The following is a 16,454-nucleotide window of genomic DNA, read 5'->3' as shown; positions in this document are numbered from 1 at the left end:
ACGTTTCCTCCTTGATCCTTTTGGCAAGTGTGCAAAAAACGGTCACCCATCGTCAAGGTCCCGATCACTCGGGAGCAACTCTTCGACCTCGATGTTGAGTACGTCCGCAATGTCTTGCAACAGCTGTTTCTTCGGCATGCGCGTTCCGCGTTCAACCGAACCGATCACGGCGACGGAAACACCGAGGGCCTCGGCGAGACCCTGCTGGGTGTAGCCCTTTAACTTGCGGTAAGCCCGAATTCTGCGGCCAATGATATCGTCGGACAACGCTGAATCCCCTCTTTCCCCTTTACATGCTCGACTTGCTGTTGAACGGTTCTCCCTGTCCCAGGTATGTCCACATCGGGACCCAACTCTGCGAGCGGTACGAGGACGAAGGCCCTTTCCGTCATGCGCGGATGAGGAATCGTCAGCCTGTCCTCCTCCATCGTGACATTCCCGTACAGCAGAATGTCGATGTCCAGCGTACGCGGACCCCACCGGATCTCCCGCCGCCGGTGCAGTGCCTGTTCGATGCCCTGGGTGACGTCCAGCAGCGCGTGCGGTGAAAGGGCCGTGTCAACGGCCGCCACCATGTTGAGAAAATCAGCTTGTTCTGTCAATCCAACCGGTTTCGTTTCGTACACAGAAGAAAGGGCGGACAGGCGAATCTCCGGATGCTCCTTGAGGGCTTTAAGGGCACGGCGCAAATAAGACAGCCTGTCACCTACATTGGAACCTAATGCGATATACGCACGCTCACTCATCTCGCCTGTTCCGCTCCCTGCGCATTTCCACTCCCACGGCCCGGTAGTGTCCGGGGATTGGCGGGTCCGGCTTCGTGATGCGGACCCACGCGTACTCCACCGGAAACTTGGCAAACAGTTGCTCGATCACCCGTTCCGCCAATGTTTCCACCAATTTCACCGGTTTGCCCTCAACAGTTGAACGGACCGTCTCGTACACGGCCTGGTAGTTGACCGTCTTCGCCAAATCGTCACTTTCCGCTGCCGGGCGCAAATCCAGTCCCAGTTCTAAATCGACCGTAAAACGCTGGCCCAGCCGGCTCTCTTCTGGATAAACGCCGTGGTAAGCGTAAAACATCATTTCGTGGAAAAACACTTTATCCACGTGTCGTGTCCCCCTTTTACACAGGAGATGCGTCCCGTGATACCCCTTTCGGAAATCTGACGAGGACGTCTGTCATCCGGCACACCCGTACCATCTCTTTCACGTCGTGAACGCGTACGATGTGACAGCCTTTCACAATGCCGTAAGCCAGGGTGGCACCTGTTCCTTCCACACGTTGATCCACCGGCAGCCCTAACGTCTGACCGACGATAGATTTCCGCGATGTTCCGAGCAAAACAGGGTACCCCAAATACGCGATCTGCTCCAGATGGTGCATAACGTGTAAATTGTGCTCATACGTCTTAGCAAACCCGATCCCAGGATCGAGAATAATGTGATGGTCCTCTACTCCGGCGGCGTGCGCAATGTCCACACTTTCCAGCAAATCGTCCAAGACTTCCTGCACGACGGGCCCAGCGTAGTCTGTCTGTTCCCTGTTGTGCATGACTACGACCGGCACGTTGTAGCGGGCCACGACTTCCGCCATTTTCGGATCTCGCTTCAGTCCCCACACGTCGTTGACGATGTGAGCCCCGCTTCTGATGGCCGCTTCCGCCACCTCTGCTTTGTACGTATCGATGGATATCGGGGCGTCTATCTCCTCCGCCAAACGGGAGATGACCGGGAGGACCCGTCTTTTTTCTTCTTCGGCGCTCACATAGGCGGCGCCTTCTCCGTACACGCCCGCCGGTCTGGTCGACTCTCCTCCTACGTCGATGATGTCCGCCCCATCTTCAACAAGCCGTCGCGCGTGTTCGATGGCCGCATCGGTGGAGTCGTATTGTCCTCCGTCTGAAAAAGAGTCAGGCGTCACATTCAGGATCCCCATGACGAGTGTCCGCTCGTGCCACGGCAACGACCACTTCCCTACCTTGAACGGCTTGTCCGGGCCACGGCGTTCCGCTCGATTCAATGCCGCCTTCACCGACGAGCGCCAGGGGGCGAGGGGGGCCGGCCACCGGTCGACGGCGTTTTCGATGACGCACTTTCGCCCGGAGATCACGAGGTCACGGGAACGCCCTGTCTGCCGCCAAGTCACACTCAACCTTTCGTCGAAAAACAGCGTGTCCTCGTCCGTGTCCGGAAATCCTGCCAGTGACAACGTCACATGTGCTTCGTTTGCGCCGGCTTCTAAAGGAACACACTTCAACATGTACACTTTCGGTTTCATGTCGCGGTTCACCCCTAGTCGCTGCCCATACCTATGGCTGTACCTCACCAATTTTCCACATCCTGTTCCCACGTCGGAAGTCTGTAAGGCTATCAAGCCGAATTGAGAGTGATGGACGGTTCCGGTTGCACCGTCTACCGTTTTTCCCGGGCCAAAAAACGTGCTAACATGGCCTTTCCCTCGTCCGTCATAACCGACTCCGGGTGAAACTGTACACCTTCTACCGGGTACTCCTTGTGCCGAATCCCCATGATTTCGCCTTCTTCTGTCCAAGCGGATACAGTAAAGCACGCGGGAAGCGTCTCTCTTTCCACGCTCAGCGAATGGTAGCGCGTCGCGGTGAAAGGAGATGGAATGCGTTCAAACATGCCTTTTCCGTCGTGGTAAATGGGCGACGTCTTCCCGTGCATCAATTTTGGCGAACGGACGATTTTACCGCCAAAGGCCTGGGCAATCGTCTGATGCCCTAAACAGACCCCGAGTATCGGAACTTTGCCGGCCAACGCCCGCACGAGCGCGAGTCCGATGCCCGCTTCGTCTGGTGTACAAGGTCCCGGAGAGAGAATGACGGCCTCAGGCTCCAACTCTGTCAAGCGCGCCACCGATATGTCGTCATTCCGAAACACTTGCACTCTACGTCTGCATTCCCCCACATACTGCACGAGGTTGTACGTGAAAGAATCGTAATTGTCAATGACTGCAATCATCTGCCTCGCCTCCGTCTCGTCTCAGCTCAACTCATCGCATATGCTTTAGTTTACACTATATTGGTCTACATAAAAAGAAGCACTTTTCCAGTGCTCCTTCTCCTGCTGTATTGACCAAGCTTCCTTAATGGTCCTCGAACTGAAACAGTGGCGTGCTCAAGTAACGCTCCCCGTTGTCAGGGACGACGGCGAGTACTTTCTTTCCTTTGCCCAGCTCTTTCGCCACTTTCACTCCAGCTGCTATGGAAGCGCCGGAAGAAATGCCGACGAGAATGCCCTCTTCCCGCGCCATGCGCCGCGACCAATGGTAAGCTTCTTCATTTTCCACTGTGATAATGCGATCGTAAATGTCTGTATCCAGTATGTCAGGAACAAAGCCGGTGCCGATCCCTTGAATTTTGTGCGGACCGGGCTTTCCTCCTGACAGCACGGGAGAAGCCGCCGGTTCCACGCCGACGATCGTTACGCCGGGAATCTCTTTCTTTATCACTTCTCCGGCTCCGGTAATCGTCCCTCCGGTGCCGATGCCGGCGACGAAGGCATCTAACTTCCCTTCCGTCTGCTTGACAATCTCTTTCCCCGTCGTCTCTCGGTGTATTTTTACGTTCGCCTCGTTTTTGAACTGCTGCGGCACAAAGTACTCCGGGTGCTCAGCCGCAATTTCTTCCGCTTTGCGAATGGATCCCCCGATCCCTTCAGAGCCTGGTGTCAACACCAGTTCTGCTCCGTAAGCCCTTAGAAGGTTGCGCCGCTCGATGCTCATCGTCTCGGGCATCACCAAAATAGCGCGGTAACCTTTGGCCGCGGCGACCATCGCCAAACCGATGCCGGTATTCCCGCTAGTCGGCTCTAAAATCGTGTCACCCGGTTTCAGTTTGCCTTGCTTTTCCGCCTCTTCAATCATGCTCACCGCAATCCGGTCTTTCACACTGCTCCCGGGATTGAAAAATTCAAGTTTTAAGTACAGTTCCGCATCGTTTTGACCGACGAGTTTGTTCACTTTAACCAGCGGTGTTTCCCCGATCAACTCCGTTATGTTGTCCGCCACGCGCATACCTGAATCCTCCTATTCCTATTAAATTGGTAGGTTTTATAAAGTAAGTTTATAGTAGCAATGTTCGGGTCACCTGTCAATAAAAGAGGGCGCGGCAATGGGCGATTACAGCAGGGCCTCCAGTTCATCTCTGGACAACGTGTACGTTTCGTTACAAAAGTGACACTGAACGCGAGCTTCCCCCTGTTCTTCAAGCAGCGACCGAATCTCATCTCTCCCTAACGCTTTCAGCATGTTCTCAATCCGCTCGCGGGAACACCGACAGCGAAATGATAGGAGCAGCTCTTCCTGTACGTTGACAGGCTCGCCGAGTACAATCTCCAGTATGTCTTCTGGACTCTTACCCTTTAACAACTGATCCGTGACGGACCCGACTTGACGGACGCCTGTTTCCACTCTCTCAATCGTTTCATCCCGAGCCCCTGGGAGCATTTGGACGATAAACCCTCCGGCGTGTGACACGCTGTTATCCGGCTGAACGAGCACTCCCGCCGCCACTGCCGACGGAGTCTGCTCAGAGACGGTAAAGTAGTAGGCAAAATCTTCGGCCAACTCCCCTGAGACGAGTTCCACACTGCCGCGATACGGCTCTTTTAAGCCCAGATCTTTTACGACATTTAACGTGCCTTTCCCAATACCGCCGCCTACGTTGAGTTTGCCCTCGGCATTTGCTGACAAGTGGACGTGGGGATTTTGGACATAACCCCGCACTTCTCCCCGCGGATTAGCGTCGACGACCAGACTCCCGAGGGGACCGTCACCTCGAATCTGGATCGTCAGATGATCCGTCTCGTTTTTTAACATCATCCCCATCATCGCGCCGACCGTCACAGTCCGTCCTAGAGCAGCGCTGGCAATAGGCCAACTGTGGTGACGCTGTTGCAACGTGTTGACTAAATGGGTAGTGCGGGCGGCAAACGCCCGCGCCTCACCTTCGTAAGCTGTCGCCCGTATGGCGTAGTCTTTCATTTCCGCACCTCTTTCATTTCGAACGATTTCGTTCGTACACGATGTGGAGGCCCTCTAAAGTGAGGAAAGGGTCGATCGTGTCAATCGTCTCCGCCTCTTCACCGATCAACTCCGCCAATCCGCCCGTCGCCACCACGTAAGCCCGCCCGTCCACTTCGCGCTGTAAGCGGGAGACAATGCCGTCCACTTGCCCGACATACCCGTAGTACACGCCGGATTGCATCGCGTTTATCGTATTTTTCCCTAAAATGTGTTCAGGTTTTACAATTTCAATACGAGGCAACTGTGCCGCCCGGCTGACAAGGGCTTCAACGGATACGTGAATGCCGGGGGCAATGACCCCGCCTACATAATGTTCGCGATCATCGATCAGGCAAAACGTCGCCGCTGTGCCAAAGTCGACGACAATGGCCGGAGCGCCGTACAACTGAACAGCTGCAACGGCATTCACGATGCGATCTGCCCCCACTTCCCGGGGATTTTCGTATTTGATGTTTAGCCCCGTCTTTACACCGGGACCCACCACTAACGGGGTAACGTTGAAGTGTTTGCGGCACATTTTCTCCATCACATGCTTTAACGGCGGCACGACTGAAGCAATGGAGACGCCGTCAATTTGCTTCACGGGTACACCCGCTTCCCGAAGGTAGTTTTTAATGCTGATGGCATATTCGTCTTCGGTCGCGCTGCGATTCGTGTGCACACGCCAATGGTGGATTAAACGGCGCCGTTCGTATACGCCGAACGTTATGTTCGTATTCCCGACATCCATCACGAGTAGCATGACGTCCACCTGCTCAACAAGGAAATCCATCTCAAACGCGCTGCGACATCGTCCCACACGCGCAACAAGCCGAAAAGGCAAGCGAAATTCGCTGAGGACATGGAGCGGGAGTACGTCGCGTGGTCAGTCGACCGCCCACTGTGAGGCGTGATACGGAAAAACCGGCGCGATCCTATCACGTGCCGGTCATTCCATCCGTTACTCTTTTTTTCCGTCTTCGCCGTTGTCTCCATCCTCCCGCTGCTCTCGGTCACCTGCACCTGTCGATTCACTTTCGTCCCTATCCTCTTGATCAGCGTCGGCTTCTGGTCTTTCTTCCTTTTTACCTTGAATTTGGACTTTCACTTCGTCGCCTTCATCTGATTCTTCCAGTTTTCCCGTCTCGATAATTTGTTTAATTTCGGAGGCGTCCAGCGTCTCTTTGACGAGCAGTGTTTGGGCGATCGCTTCGAGGTCGTCCCGGTATTTCGTCAACAGATCAGTACACCGCTGGTAACAATCCTGTATAATTTGTTGCATTTCTTTGTCTATCTCGTACGCAATGGCGTCACTGTAGTTCTGCTCGTGCCCAATGTCCCGCCCCAAAAACACTTGCCCTTGCGATCGGCCAAACTGCAACGGCCCTAAACGATCACTCATGCCGAACTCGGTAATCATTCTGCGAACAATATTCGTCGCCCGCTCAAAGTCATTGTGAGCCCCCGTACTTATTTCGCCTAACACAATCTCCTCTGCGACACGACCGCCCAGCAAACCGATCACTTTCTCTAACAGTTCCGTCTTGGTCATGAAGTAGCGATCTTCCTTCGGCAACATGACCGTATAGCCTCCGGCACTGCCACGCGGGACGACGGTCACTTTATGCACTTCGTCTGCATGCTTTAAGTGATAGCCGACGACTGTGTGACCGGCCTCGTGGTAGGCGACAATTTTTTTCTCGTAGTCGCTGATGACACGGCTTTTCTTTTCTGGCCCGGCGATCACCCGGTCGATGGCTTCATCGATTTCGTCCTTTGAAACTTTTTTCTTGTTGCGACGGGCAGCCAGAAGTGCCGCTTCATTGAGTAAGTTTTCCAAATCAGCCCCTGTGAACCCCGGCGTCCGACGGGCAATCACGCCCAGGTCCACACTGTCGTCAAGGGGCTTGTTTCGTGCGTGAACTTTTAACACCGCTTCTCTTCCCTTGACGTCGGGACGGTCGACCGTAATTTGTCGGTCAAACCGCCCAGGCCGTAAAAGGGCCGGGTCGAGAATGTCCGGGCGGTTCGTAGCAGCCATAATTATGATGCCTTCGTTTGCGCCAAACCCGTCCATCTCCACGAGCAACTGGTTTAACGTCTGCTCCCGTTCGTCGTGACCTCCTCCCAAACCGGCGCCGCGTTGGCGGCCGACGGCGTCGATTTCATCAATGAAAATGATACAGGGAGAATTCTTTTTCGCGTTCTCAAAGAGATCCCGTACGCGTGAAGCTCCGACACCGACGAACATTTCCACGAAATCAGAGCCGCTAATACTGAAAAAGGGCACACCTGCTTCTCCCGCTACAGCCCGTGCCAACAACGTTTTACCCGTACCGGGAGGACCGACAAGCAGCACCCCTTTTGGAATACGAGCGCCAACAGTAGAGAATTTTCGCGGGTCTTTCAAGAAGTCGACAACTTCTACGAGTTCCGCTTTTTCTTCGTCTGCCCCGGCGACGTCGTCAAACGTCACTTTTTTCTTCTCCTCATTGTACAGTTTGGCTTTGCTCTTGCCAAAGTTCATGACTTTGCCGCCGCCGCCCTGTGCTTGATTGAGCAAGAAGAAGATTAAAATAAAAATGAGCGCAAACGGAATAATGGAGGTAAAGAACGTTAACCAAATCGATGGTCCTTCTTCTTTTTCAAACGTAACATTAACCCCCGCTTGTTCCAGGTCCGGGATAACCGTGCCGTCGTAAAGCGGCCCGCGCGTTTGGAACGTACCTTCCTGACCAGCGTACTTTCCTTCGATTAAGTACGTTCCGCCGTCAGGCTTGATGGTGATATCTACAAGTTCGCCGTTATTGAGCAGCTCCTTGTATTCGTTGTACTGAATTTGGTCCGTTTCTTGTCCCTGGTTTGCAATGAAATTGACAATCCCCACGGTGACAAGAAGAATAACTATATAGACTCCGGCGCTCCGGAAGAAGCGATTCATCTGTTACCTCCTCTCGAACACAACATCCATTATTTTACCATACCGTGTAACGTGTCACAACACGATTACGCGTTATACACTTCGCGTTTCAGTACACCGATGTACGGAAGGTTCCGGTATTTTTCAGCGTAATCGAGCCCGTATCCGACAACAAATTCGTTCGGTACTCTCACACCACAATAGTCTGGAACCAAACCTTCCGTCCGCCGTTCCGGTTTGTCCAAGAGAGTGACAACTTTTAACGAAGCCGGATTGCGCCGTTTCAAAATGTCCATTAAGTACTGCAGTGTCAGACCCGTATCAATAATGTCTTCAACGATCAATACGTGGCGTCCTTCGACGGGAATGTCCAAGTCTTTCATAATCCGTACAACACCTGACGATTGACTCGATGCCCCGTAACTGGAGACGGCCATGTAGTCCATCTCTAACGCAATATCCATCCTCCGCACTAAATCGCTCATAAAAGGTGCTGCGCCTTTTAACACACATACGACTAATGGGTTTAACCCCCGGTAATCCTCACTGAGCCTTTCGCCTAAATCCCGGACGATTCGTGCGATGTCTTCCTCAGAAAACAGAATTTCCTGGATATCGTCATGCATACTATGCCTCCTACGTGTGCTGTTCATTCTTCTGCGTAATAGTTCTCTATGACGACTGACCTCAAACGTTGCGACTATCACGGTTATGTACAGATGCCTCCTGGCGGTAAAACAGATAAATTCGCTGACGGGTATCGTCCGTGATCAGAGCTTTCGCCGAACGTCTCAAGCCAGGAATCCATAAAATGTCGGCCTCGTCCGTGACAAGGGGCCACATGTCCCGCTCTTTTCTGGAGATCTTTTCATCTATAAACAGGTCCTTGACTTTCTTGTGTCCGTCCATGCCGATGATATGTATACGGTCTCCGCGCTTTCGCGTTCGCACGCGCAACGTTCCCGTTACTTTAGCCGCATCAAAAACAGCCCATCGCATCCCCCATTTGTCGGCTTCCAACGCCTCGTCCGTCACGATGGCTTCAAAACTTGCGCCACACGGTTCAAGTTTCGTCAAACCGGGCACATTGAGCTGGACGTCATAACCTTGCGGTTTACGAGCGGGTTTTGTCCGACTGAACCTGATTTTGTCGTAATCTCGTACAGCTTCCCAGTTTCCTGGAAGTGAACAGCGAGCCGACGGTGAAGTGTGATTCGCTAAAAGCCGAACGTTCTCAATATGTTTCCAGGAACGGATTGCAAGATAATTTAATATTAGTTGAATCACCCTCCTTTGTAAAGCAAGGGACAACGTGCGAAATTCGCGAACCGACAACACCCATTCTCCATCATTCCCCTTGAGCAACACTTTTTCCGACGCTTCATCCGTCCACTTCTTCCACACTTCTTCCTCAGCGGCCAATTGTTCACTTAATTGTAACAGTCCGCTCTTTAGCTGCGGGTTGTATTGCTCCTCTAACTGGGGAATGAGTTCTAACCGGACCCGGTTCCGCACATAATCGGTCGACACGTTACTGGAGTCAAATCGTGGCGTCAATTGCCGCGCGCGACAGTACGCCTCAATTTCATGCCGCCATGTCCGCCACAGCGGCCGCACGACGACGAGCCCATCCCATTCGCGTTTCACGGGAATGCCCGCCAACCCAGCTGCACCGGTTCCCCTCAAAAAGCGCATCAACACCGTTTCCGCCTGGTCGTCCGCATGGTGTCCGAGGGCCAGCTTGTTCGCACCGACTTGCTTCGCCACTTCCCGAAAAACCTCATACCGCAACTCGCGTGCCACGTCCTGCACATTTCCGCCGTACCGCTCTATGTGACCGGGCACGTCGACTTTGCGCAAATGAAACGGAATACCCCGTTCGCGGCAAAAACTCCCGGCAAAAGCCGCGTCTTCATCCGCCTCTTTCCCCCGCAACTGATGGTGCACGTGAACGGCCGTTAAATCCCATCCACCTTCATCGGACAGACGGTGCAATCCGTCTAACAGTGCCAGGGAATCAGCTCCGCCGGAAAAGCCGACGATGATGTGATCCCCTCGTTCCAACAGCGAACATTCGCGGACGGATTTTTCTATCTGTTTGACTATCACGGCTATCACCTTCGCTTAACTTGCATCTGCCGCGGTCATCCGTTATCGTCTCCTTTGGCAGGTGCTGCATTCACGAGCTCTCGCGAGATCCTTCATGCCGACTGGGCTCAAGGCTTGAAATGAGTCCCCCGTTCGAGTTTTTCTTCCCTTATTGAGGAAGCTGTTTCCCTGTCTTCAGACGTCCCTTTCCCACTACGAATGACACTTAAATGAGTAACACGCCTCGCCACAGGATAAAGATACGTACAATGCATCTTTACCTCCGAATTATATCATATAGAGGAGTTGTTTGATTTCAGACATGTAGCGACACGCTCCCCATCAATGACTGCATCTTCTTTCGTAAAACACCTTTGGCCCAGGAAAACCCTCCTGAGCCTGACTCGTTCTATTTAGGCAATTTTTATTTCCGAGGAAATAACGGCATACTCCACCCCCCGGTATTTTGGCGCCACGCCATTACATATACTCCTGATAAAGCGGAATAGAGCTTTTTGAAGAGCGCTATGCGCTCACCCTGATACGATATCGTACGTCTCCTCCCACCCCACTCTGCGATATAAGCCAGGCCCGTCGGTACTATGCCCCTCGTTTACCATTCGCCTCACGCCATTGTGTCAAACGCTCCGCCTCCGCCACGCAAACCAACTGACGCAATATCGGAGCGACAGGGATGCGGACTGTGGCCAGGTGATATCACGTCTCGCTGCGTTCATTTAGTGACGGTATCTAAGACGTGAGTCCGACACGGTTCCCTTATGCGCAGTCCGAATTTAAAGCGTTGCCATCTAACTTCTCCAATCATTCCGCTACACTCCTATTTCGAAATACGTGCTGTCGCGCCAGGACAGTGACCTCACACGGTCACTTTACTGGAATGACGTCGGTCATTCGATTTTTTCTTTTGACTGGTACTGTCGGCGGGATTAGTCCACCCTCAATTTGAAAGCGCCTCCTTTCGTCTGATCCGTGGCATGCCAGGAATGGATATGGTCGCCCAGTTAGGAATGGAGTGGTCGACTTTCGTCACGACAACAGTCATGTCGTCATCAATGTGACCCCCCCGTTCGCGGACAACTTTTTCTAACAGAAGGTCGGCGAACGCTTGCGGATCCCGTATGCGAATTTCGTGTATCGCCCGCTTCATCCACGCTTCTTTATTTGCGGCCTGCCGTGGCGCATCAAACACGCCATCTGTCATCATGATTAACATATCGCCTGGCATCAGGCGTTCGGTCACAGTGTCGACGTCAATATCTTCCAAAATGCCGATGGGCAAATTGCTTGCTGTCACGGGGATCACATCGTTTCCACGTTTAATAAAGCTGGGAGTCGACCCTATTTTCAAAAAGGTCGTCCGCGCAGTGTCGAGGTCGACTAACGCCAAGTCGACGGTTGCGTACACTTCATCGGTCTTCCGCATGCCGAGAATGGCATTCACCGTCTTGACCGCCGTCAGTTCTTCCATCCCCGCCAGCAACAACTGCTCCAACATTTTTAACGCCGCCTGACTCTCTTCTTGTGCCCGGGGTCCATTTCCCATACCGTCACTGATGGCAACGGCGTACTTGCCCGTTCCCAGATTCGTGTAACTGTAACTGTCTCCTGACAACCATCGCCCGCCTTTGGCAGCTTTGGCCACCCCTGCCTTCACTTCGTAATTTTGAGCTGAACCGAATGTAATAGTCGTCAATCCGCCGTTTTCACTCAACGGCCCTTCTTTCTCGTAAACGGTTATGTGCTCGCCGACGATGTCTGTCAAGAGCGGGGCGATGATTTTGCGGCAGCTTTCCAAGTCGTCGTCGTGGGGTAACGTCACTTCTATTTCGACATTCCCTTCCTCGAGACTCATCACGTCTACACGGTGAATTGACAATCCGAGATCTTCCAACGCCTGTTGAATTTGTTCTTCTTGCGTCGTTAACACTTGGGTTTCCCGGCGGATGTCGAAAGCCCAATCCATCATCACTTTTGACATGCCGGATAGCTGTTCTGAGACGATCTGTTGCGTCTCTCTGAGGCGCTCTTGCCAGGCTAAGTCGCGCTGATACGTCTCATACTTGTCGCGAATGAGCGCCACCATGTCTTTACTTTTGACACAGTGGTCCTTCCACGAGCGGGGAGTTTGTATTTTTCCTTTGTTGTCGGCAAGTTCCACTAAAGCCACCAAATCCGTTATTCCGTTGTACGTCTGGTAAAACTTTGTCCCCCAACACTCCTCATATTTTCGGCAGCCCGCACACACCGAATCCGACAGTTCCGTGACAAAGCGCTGCAAGTACTCCTCCTCTTGTTCCGGGTGCTGAAAATGCGAAGAAAAACTGCGGGACAATTGAGAAAACACATGAGAAAACTGCTCTACTTTTTTCGCTGTCATGTCTCGGACACGCCGGGAATACTCCTGCTGACTGCGCTCATTTTCGTTCGTTCCTGGAACAAACCGGGCGAGGGCTGTCGTCAGCGCTGCAGGGGTGAGCAGTAACAATAGAACGGCCGCAAGCGATTCCTGCAGTGACGTCCACAGGCCGACGGAAGGACTGGTGTAGAGGGCGAGAATCGACGTTCCGATCAAGAATCCCGTCGCAACACCCCATTTTTTCCCCTCTCGAAATAGTCCTGCCAGCAGTCCGGAAAAGGCGAGCAAACTGATTTCCAACACTGCCTGCTGATTCGACAGGCTGAGGATCATCCCGGTTACAACCCCCACGGTCGTTCCGAGCATCCCGCCCCCAACCAGCGCAAACAGTAAAATAACATAGCGGGAAAAAATGTGCTCAACCGACATGTCACCGTACGTCCATCCAACCATTCCTGTCATGACCGACGCCAGCAGAATGGCCAGACAGACTAATTCTTCCCCTTTGAGAGAGACATTGCGCCGCTTGCGGCTTGTAAAGACAGGAAGTGACTGGACGAATATGAAGGTGAGCAATACGCTGAGCACCATTTCAATCAGGGCCAACATGCCGCCGTACAGCGACCAACCCCCTGCTCCCAAACGGATTCCTTGCGTCAGGAGCAGTGTGGTCAACACAATGAGGGGGGTGTAGTTCAGATCACGTTTAAGCCACCGATCCGCTCCTTTCTGCAATACAATGTACAAGAGAAAGGTCGCCAACATCCAGACAGCTTGTCCGTTGGGCGTCGTGCTCTGACCGATTAGAAGTGCAACGGCGACGGCTGCCCATCGATCTCGCTTTAAGTGATAGACGACGGCCAAAAAAGGCAGCGCAAACGGAGACACTTGCTCCAGCAAGACAGCTCGTCCCAGCAAAAACCCCATCAACAGCAGCAGAATATTCCACCTCCCCACGACGAGGTTCTGAAGCTGCCGGAACGTTCGCCTCACGGACAGCTGTGAGTCCAACTGCCTCCATCGCTCGTGTAAACTTTGACGTAACGGGATGATTTTCATCTTGTCCACTCCTTTAAATTCGTGAGTGGTTCCCATTATACCGTGGTACCGTAAGGAAGTTTGTCAAAAAAACTGAATGTGCACAAAAACTTTCCGACAATTTTTTACCCCAAGCTTTCACACATTCTGTTTAGCAAGTCTCCACATTTCGGTTATTCGCAAACTAAATTTATCGTCGAATCGATATACTCTTACGCCGTCTCTGTCGAGTCCCCCCACACGCCTTCATCAATATCCGTCAATTGTAGTGTCGTACATTTCCGCTTTGTGGATAAAAGGCGGAATTAGGCGACGTTTCCTCTGCAGTTGAATCATTTCGTGCAATATTCGCAATGCGTACACTTGTCGGTTTCGCTTTAATTCACCTTTGTCAATCGCATTGGCGAACTCGTCAATGTCGAGTACGTCATAACTGCCGTCGGCGTAGACAATGAGATCCAACAGTAAATCGACCATGACGTAGCGCCATTTTCCGACTTGCTTCATCTTCATGATGTCGCAGTAGTAGTACATAAATTCCCCTTCTTTATTAAAAACTTTCGAGAGCGTATACCCTTTGTCCACCATGTAGAATGTTAAAAAAATACGTTTCCCGTCCGGATTTGGATATTGGGTGGCAAAACAGTTGTTTCCCCGCCAGTCGCGCACTTTTTCTGTGTATGTTTTATTCAATGTCGTATACTTAATTTTCTTAATCGTCACATCCATCGTCGCACCTCCCAACTCCATCTTTAACTTTTAATGTACTGATCAAACCTCGCAGTTATTCCATGACGTCAGTCGGAATATCCACAGATAAAAACGCGCCCCTAGGGCGCGTTTTATGCCGGACAGAACAGCCTGTCCGATCCTATTTTCGTTGTGGTGGCGGCAGGGAGAATCGAACTCCCGACCTCACGGGTATGAACCGTACGCTCTAGCCAGCTGAGCTACACCGCCATTTTACACGACAGTTCACTCTGTTAGGATGGTTGCGGGGGCAGGATTTGAACCTGCGACCTCCGGGTTATGAGCCCGACGAGCTACCTGACTGCTCCACCCCGCGTCAGTCACAATCTCGATTATAAATCAGCCAGGCACTTGATGTCAAGTGCCATTTAGAGCCAGTATCCAAAAAGGACACGTCCATCGTGTCCCCATTCCATTCTGTCACCATTAGCCTCGCCGCGCTCCACGGCCACCTCGCTTGCCTTCCGCGTGACGTTTCAACGAAGTCAAGCGGTCTTCGCTGTCTTTCATAAAACGGCTCAGCTTATCTTCGAAAGAGCGGTCCGTTCTGCCGCCGCGGCGGCTTTGTCCTTGTGGCCGGTCGACCGCTTTCCGAATGGACAGACCGATTTTACCGCTGTCATCGATGTTCAACACTTTCACCGTCACAGTATCGCCAACAGATAAGTGCTCATTGACGTCTTTCACGTATTGATCGGCGACCTCGGAAATGTGAACAAGTCCTGTTCGACCACCTGGCAGCTCAACGAATGCTCCGAAATGGGTGATCCCTGTCACCTTTCCTTCATATTTGCTGCCCACATCAATTGTCATGAAACAAAAAGTCCTCCTTAAACATTTGCCGCTGAGCGCGAACCCCTTTGCACGCCAGAGCGTATTCATTGCCTATTGTATGCACCATTATACGCGATTGTCAAAAAGCTTGTCAATAAAGGCCGACTGCTCAGCGCGGGTCCACGATAATAATTTCCCCTTCTTTGGTCATATAGTATTCTTTGCGAGCCAATTCTGACACGTAATCCGGGTCGTGAAGCAGTTCAATGCGGGTTTCAAGCTCTCTCTCTTTCCGTTGGGCGTCCTTCAACTGTTGTTCCACCCGCTCCAGCTCAGCCTGTTTATCTGCAATTTTGCCCTGTTGATGGAACGACTGAACAGCCGCCCACGTGAAAAATAAGACGCAAACCGCAAGCCATATCGTCAAGCGCCGCTTTGCACCTGGCTCCTGTTTTGCTCTATAACGGTTGTGATTGTGGTACCTTTTCTCCATATTGCCATTCACTCCGGATGAAACAACTTCTGTAGTACTTTCTTCACCTTTCGCAAAATCCCTGCTAGCCATCGGTAAACTTTTAACACGAAATGTACGAGCGGCAAGTATAGAGGCTCCAAAACGGAGCGGACCGGCCGCCAAACCGGCTGCAACAACCAAGCGACCGTACGTAAAACAGCCCATAAGAGCCGAAGCATTAACAAAACCAATTTCTGGCACAACCGCCACCCGTATTGGAGGGGAGTCCAGACAAACGTGCGCAACAGTTGAATGAAAAAGTGAATGAGAGCTTGTACGACGCCAATCGCAATTAACAGCACCTTGATTGTCGGGCGGCTGAACCACCAATAGTATAACCCTATACCGGCAAAGAGGATCAACAGCATGTAAAACCTCAGCTCACCCCAGGTGCTCCAAAGCAGTACACTGAACACCCACCCTGCAGCTAGTATCCAGTAACACAGGTCCACTAACGCCACAACCCACCCGGTTAGGTGCCACCGGCCTTTTAACACTCGGTATAAGTCGAGGAAAACGCCGAGCAGGATTCCAGACGCGAGCATCGTGGCGAAAGCGACCCACTGGGTTTGCAACGTCACCGAAACAACCTGCTAAAGAAACCTTTAGCCTTCTCCACTGTGTGTGTCCCTTCGTCCAAATAACCGACATCGAAGAGCGATCCTTCGATGGCGACTTTACCCTGTTCCAAATTCAGCGTTTTGATGTGTAAATCACGGCCGCGAATGGCCAAATAGCCGCATTCGGTATTGAGCAAAAACTCCTCGCTGTCGAAACTTTCGACATGGATGACTCCGCTCACGTCTAACGTGTGACGGTTCACCATGACAATCTCGTGCTGCGCGTGGTATTGATCGTCGACCATAGCATGTACCTCCTTTTGGTACATGATATGACGACCATGCGGGATTAGAACTGCCGAAGCGCGAAAGAACTACCGCCCGCGGTAGTTCTTTCGCTT

At 52.3% G+C, this 16,454-nt stretch carries 17 protein-coding genes and 2 tRNA genes; all 19 read right to left on the bottom strand.

Annotated elements, in window-relative coordinates; genetic code table 11:
• Positions 1–42: 42 nt before the first annotated feature.
• Complete coding sequence (locus B0W44_RS00415) at positions 43–267, bottom strand: helix-turn-helix domain-containing protein (protein ID WP_077718303.1); 225 nt, start codon at positions 265–267, stop codon at positions 43–45.
• Entirely contained in the window at positions 219–746 is a 528-nt protein-coding gene (gene folK, locus B0W44_RS00410) for a 2-amino-4-hydroxy-6-hydroxymethyldihydropteridine diphosphokinase (protein WP_077718302.1), read from the bottom strand. Before folK ends, B0W44_RS00415 begins: the two co-directional genes overlap by 49 nt.
• Positions 739–1,110, bottom strand: a complete 372-nt coding sequence (gene folB, locus B0W44_RS00405; RefSeq protein ID WP_077718301.1) for a dihydroneopterin aldolase — start codon at positions 1,108–1,110, stop codon at positions 739–741. The genes folK and folB overlap by 8 nt, the downstream gene beginning before the upstream one ends.
• Before the next feature lie 16 nt (positions 1,111–1,126).
• Positions 1,127–2,023, bottom strand: a complete 897-nt coding sequence (folP, locus tag B0W44_RS00400) for a dihydropteroate synthase (RefSeq protein WP_418304081.1) — start codon at positions 2,021–2,023, stop codon at positions 1,127–1,129.
• Positions 2,024–2,415: 392 nt separating this feature from the next.
• Positions 2,416–2,988, bottom strand: a complete 573-nt coding sequence (locus B0W44_RS00395; RefSeq protein WP_077718300.1) for an anthranilate synthase component II — start codon at positions 2,986–2,988, stop codon at positions 2,416–2,418.
• Between the two features lie 124 nt (positions 2,989–3,112).
• On the bottom strand, positions 3,113–4,042 hold the full coding sequence (cysK, locus tag B0W44_RS00390) for a cysteine synthase A (RefSeq protein WP_077718299.1): 930 nt from the start codon (positions 4,040–4,042) through the stop codon (positions 3,113–3,115).
• Positions 4,043–4,147: 105 nt separating this feature from the next.
• Positions 4,148–5,011 carry an Hsp33 family molecular chaperone HslO gene (hslO, locus tag B0W44_RS00385; protein WP_077718298.1) on the bottom strand — a complete coding sequence of 288 codons (864 nt, stop codon included), beginning with the start codon at positions 5,009–5,011 and terminating at the stop codon, positions 4,148–4,150.
• 13 nt (positions 5,012–5,024) lie between these two features.
• Entirely contained in the window at positions 5,025–5,795 is a 771-nt protein-coding gene (locus B0W44_RS00380) for a type III pantothenate kinase (RefSeq protein ID WP_077718297.1), read from the bottom strand.
• Positions 5,796–5,993: 198 nt separating this feature from the next.
• Entirely contained in the window at positions 5,994–7,973 is a 1,980-nt protein-coding gene (ftsH, locus tag B0W44_RS00375) for an ATP-dependent zinc metalloprotease FtsH (RefSeq protein WP_077718296.1), read from the bottom strand.
• Between the two features lie 65 nt (positions 7,974–8,038).
• Complete coding sequence (gene hpt / locus B0W44_RS00370) at positions 8,039–8,578, bottom strand: hypoxanthine phosphoribosyltransferase (protein ID WP_077718295.1); 540 nt, start codon at positions 8,576–8,578, stop codon at positions 8,039–8,041.
• A gap of 61 nt (positions 8,579–8,639) precedes the next feature.
• Complete coding sequence (tilS, locus tag B0W44_RS00365) at positions 8,640–10,070, bottom strand: tRNA lysidine(34) synthetase TilS (RefSeq protein ID WP_077718294.1); 1,431 nt, start codon at positions 10,068–10,070, stop codon at positions 8,640–8,642.
• Positions 10,071–10,998: 928 nt separating this feature from the next.
• The gene (gene spoIIE, locus B0W44_RS00360) at positions 10,999–13,476 is read right to left on the bottom strand and encodes a stage II sporulation protein E (protein WP_169835350.1); all 2,478 of its coding nucleotides are present in this window, start codon (positions 13,474–13,476) and stop codon (positions 10,999–11,001) included.
• A 228-nt stretch (positions 13,477–13,704) separates the two neighbouring features.
• Positions 13,705–14,184, bottom strand: coding sequence for a ribonuclease FAU-1 family protein (locus tag B0W44_RS00355; RefSeq protein WP_169835349.1), 480 nt, complete (start codon positions 14,182–14,184; stop codon positions 13,705–13,707).
• Positions 14,185–14,338: 154 nt separating this feature from the next.
• Positions 14,339–14,415, bottom strand: a tRNA-Met gene (locus tag B0W44_RS00350).
• 29 nt (positions 14,416–14,444) lie between these two features.
• Positions 14,445–14,521: transfer RNA gene (locus B0W44_RS00345), tRNA-Met, on the bottom strand.
• Positions 14,522–14,631: 110 nt separating this feature from the next.
• Positions 14,632–15,018, bottom strand: a complete 387-nt coding sequence (locus B0W44_RS00340) for a S1 domain-containing RNA-binding protein (RefSeq protein WP_077718291.1) — start codon at positions 15,016–15,018, stop codon at positions 14,632–14,634.
• Positions 15,019–15,148: 130 nt separating this feature from the next.
• Positions 15,149–15,472, bottom strand: coding sequence for an FtsB family cell division protein (locus B0W44_RS17935; protein WP_169835348.1), 324 nt, complete (start codon positions 15,470–15,472; stop codon positions 15,149–15,151).
• A gap of 8 nt (positions 15,473–15,480) precedes the next feature.
• A complete protein-coding gene (gene yabQ / locus B0W44_RS00330; RefSeq protein WP_077718289.1) occupies positions 15,481–16,074 on the bottom strand; it encodes a spore cortex biosynthesis protein YabQ in 594 nt (197 codons plus the stop codon).
• Entirely contained in the window at positions 16,071–16,358 is a 288-nt protein-coding gene (gene yabP / locus B0W44_RS00325; protein WP_077718288.1) for a sporulation protein YabP, read from the bottom strand. Before yabP ends, yabQ begins: the two co-directional genes overlap by 4 nt.
• Positions 16,359–16,454 lie beyond the last annotated feature (96 nt).

The sequence above is a fragment of the Novibacillus thermophilus genome (assembly GCF_002005165.1).
GTDB classification, from domain to species: Bacteria; Bacillota; Bacilli; order Thermoactinomycetales; family Novibacillaceae; genus Novibacillus; species Novibacillus thermophilus.
The sequence above is the reverse complement of the archived record's forward strand: the minus strand, read 5'-3'. Positions and strand labels throughout refer to the sequence as shown.